The sequence below is a fragment of the Anabaena azotica FACHB-119 genome, assembly GCF_014697625.1.
Classification (GTDB): domain Bacteria; phylum Cyanobacteriota; class Cyanobacteriia; order Cyanobacteriales; family Nostocaceae; genus Trichormus; species Trichormus azoticus_A.
Map to the genome: position 1 here is coordinate 1 of NZ_JACJSG010000122.1, position 3,206 is coordinate 3,206.

The 3,206-nt window shown below is 51.4% G+C and carries 2 rRNA genes; both read right to left on the bottom strand.

Annotated elements, in window-relative coordinates:
- Position 1: 1 nt before the first annotated feature.
- Positions 2 to 119 (bottom strand): 5S ribosomal RNA (gene rrf / locus H6G83_RS34760).
- 137 nt (positions 120 to 256) lie between these two features.
- Positions 257 to 3,082, bottom strand: a 23S ribosomal RNA gene (locus H6G83_RS34765).
- Positions 3,083 to 3,206 lie beyond the last annotated feature (124 nt).

Consider the following 3,206-nt stretch of genomic DNA (forward strand, 5'->3'; position numbering starts at 1 on the left):
AACCTGGCACCGAGCGATTGTGGCGTAGGGCAACCCCTAAACTATCGTAGCCGTAGCAGAGTTTCACAACTGAGTTCGGGATGGGTTCAGAGTGGGACCAATGCACCATAGGCACCAGGAAAAACAGTGAACAGTGAACAGTTATCAGTTATCAAATAAAAGTTCACCCATTCAGAAACCCTGAAGACTGCCAGAAACGCGATATTCACCAAATTGTCAACTGTCAACTGTCAATTGTTAACTGTTAACTGTATTTGAGGTCAAGCCCTCGGTCTGTTAGCACGGCTCGGCTACATACATTACTGCACTTCCACCTACCGCCTAAGAACCTGTGTTCTACAGGTGACCTTACCTACTTGACGTAGTGAGAGCAATCATCTTGAGGTGGGCTTCCCACTTAGATGCTTTCAGCGGTTATCCGCTCCGCACATGGCTACCCAGCGTCTACTGCGGGTACAATAACTGGTACACCAGCGGTGCGTCCTTCCCGGTCCTCTCGTACTAAGGAAGGCTCCTCTCAATGCTCTTACGCCTGCACCGGATATGGACCGAACTGTCTCACGACGTTCTGAACCCAGCTCACGTACCGCTTTAATGGGCGAACAGCCCAACCCTTGGGACGTACTTCCGCCCCAGGTTGCGATGAGCCGACATCGAGGTGCCAAACCTCCCCGTCGATGTGGACTCTTGGGGGAGATCAGCCTGTTATCCCTAGAGTAACTTTTATCCGTTGAGCGACGGCCATTCCACGCTGCGCCGTCGGATCACTAAGGCCTACTTTCGTACCTGCTCGACTTGTCGGTCTTGCAGTCAAGCTCCCTTTATGCCTTTACACTCGCCGCACGGTTTCCAAGCGTGCTGAGGGAACCTTTGCGCGCCTCCGTTACCTTTTAGGAGGCGACCGCCCCAGTCAAACTGCCCACCTGAAACTGTCCTTCATCCGGATGACGGACACAAGTTAGAATCCTAGCTTCGCCAGAGTGGTATCTCACCGTTAGCTCCATATTCCCCACAAGGAATACTTCATCGCTTCCCACCTATCCTGCGCAAGCGAAGCCCGGACACAATTCCAGGCTACAGTAAAGCTTCATAGGGTCTTTCTGTCCAGGTGCAGGCAGTCCGTATCTTCACAGACATTCCTATTTCGCCGAGTCTCTCTCTGAGACACCATCCAGATCGTTACGCCTTTCGTGCGGGTCGGAACTTACCCGACAAGGAATTTCGCTACCTTAGGACCGTTATAGTTACGGCCGCCGTTCACCGGGGCTTCGGTCGTCAGCTTCATGTTACCACTGACCAACTTCCTTAACCTTCCGGCACTGGGCAGGCGTCAGCCCCCATACTTCCTCTTGCGAGTTCGCGGAGACCTGTGTTTTTGGTAAACAGTCGCCTGGATCTCTTCACTGCGACCCAATTTCTTGGGCACCCCTTCTTCCGAAGTTACGGGGCCATTTTGCCGAGTTCCTTAGAGAGAGTTATCTCGCGCCCCTTGGTATTCTCAACCTCCCTACCTGTGTCGGTTTCGGGTACGGGTAACATACGTTCATCACATTACTAGCTTTTCTTGGCACTAGCGAATCACTACGCGACGGTCGTAACCGTCTCCCAAACCAATCAGGGTGTAGCTATCTTTCATGCGTCCCTAGCAATGCTCCCGTATACTAGTCAGGGATTGTTGACCCTGTGTCCATCGACTACGCTTTTCAGCCTCGCCTTAGGTCCCGACTAACCCAGAGTGGACGAACCTGGCTCTGGAACCCTTAGGGTTTCGGGGCATTGGATTCTCACCAATGTTTGCGCTACTCAAGCCGACATTCTCACTTCCGTCTCGTCCACAGCTGCTCGCCGCTACTGCTTCTACCTACTACGGAACGCTCCCCTACCGATTAATTTTTAATTAATCCCACAGCTTCGGTACATCGCTTAGCCCCGTTCATTTTCGGCGCAAGACCGCTTGACTAGTGAGCTATTACGCACTCTTTCAAGGGTGGCTGCTTCTAGGCAAACCTCCTAGTTGTCTGTGCAGTCTCACCTCCTTTATCACTTAGCGATGATTTGGGGACCTTAGCTGGTGGTCTGGGCTGTTTCCCTCTTGACGATGAAGCTTATCCCCCACCGTCTCACTGGCTGTGTGTCCATCGGGTATTCTGAGTTTGTCTCGATTTGGTACCGGTCTCCCAGCCCGCACCGAAACAGTGCTTTACCCCCCGACTATATTCACAACCGCTGCGCCTCAACACATTTCGGGGAGAACCAGCTAGCTCCTGGTTCGATTGGCATTTCACCCCTAACCACAACTCATCCGCCGATTTTTCAACATCGGTCGGTTCGGACCTCCACTTGGTGTTACCCAAGCTTCATCCTGGTCATGGTTAGATCACCAGGGTTCGGGTCTATAAACACTGATTACCGCCCTTTTCAGACTCGGTTTCCCTTTGGCTCCAGCATTCTCGCTTTAACCTACCAGTGCCTATAAGTCGCCGGCTCATTCTTCAACAGGCACGCGGTCATCCGTTTAATCGGACTCCCACTGCTTGTAAGCTAACGGTTTCATGTTCTATTTCACTCCCCTTGCGGGGTTCTTTTCACCTTTCCCTCGCGGTACTTGTTCTCTATCGGTCACACAGTAGTATTTAGCCTTACGAGATGGTCCTCGCTGATTCACATGGGATTCCTCGTGCCCCATGCTACTCGGGATTCAGCTACTATCTTTAAGTTTTCGACTACAAGACTTTCACTTTCTTTGGTGCAGTATTTCGCTGCTTCGTCTAACCGCCAGATTCGATGTCGCTGTCCCACTACCCCAAAAGGTAAACCCTTTGGTTTAGGCTAGTCCCCTTTCGCTCACCACTACTTGGGGAATCTCTATTGATTTCTTTTCCTCCAGCTACTAAGATGTTTCAGTTCGCTGGGTTGGCTCATACCTGTCTATATATTCAACAGGCTGTATCTAGGGTTGCCCCATTCGGACACCTCCGGATCAGGGTTTGCTTCCAACTCCCCGGAGTATTTCGTCGGTAACCACGTCCTTCTTCGCCTCTGTGTGCCAAGGTATCCACCATTAGCTCTTATTAGCTTGACCACAATACATTGGTGTTCACCACTGCATTCACTTCCATCTACTAGATGTCTGTGTCTGCCTGCTATACAATCGCGTTTCTATGCAGTTTTCAAGGTTCTGGCTAGGTTCTACCCAGCAGTCTAAC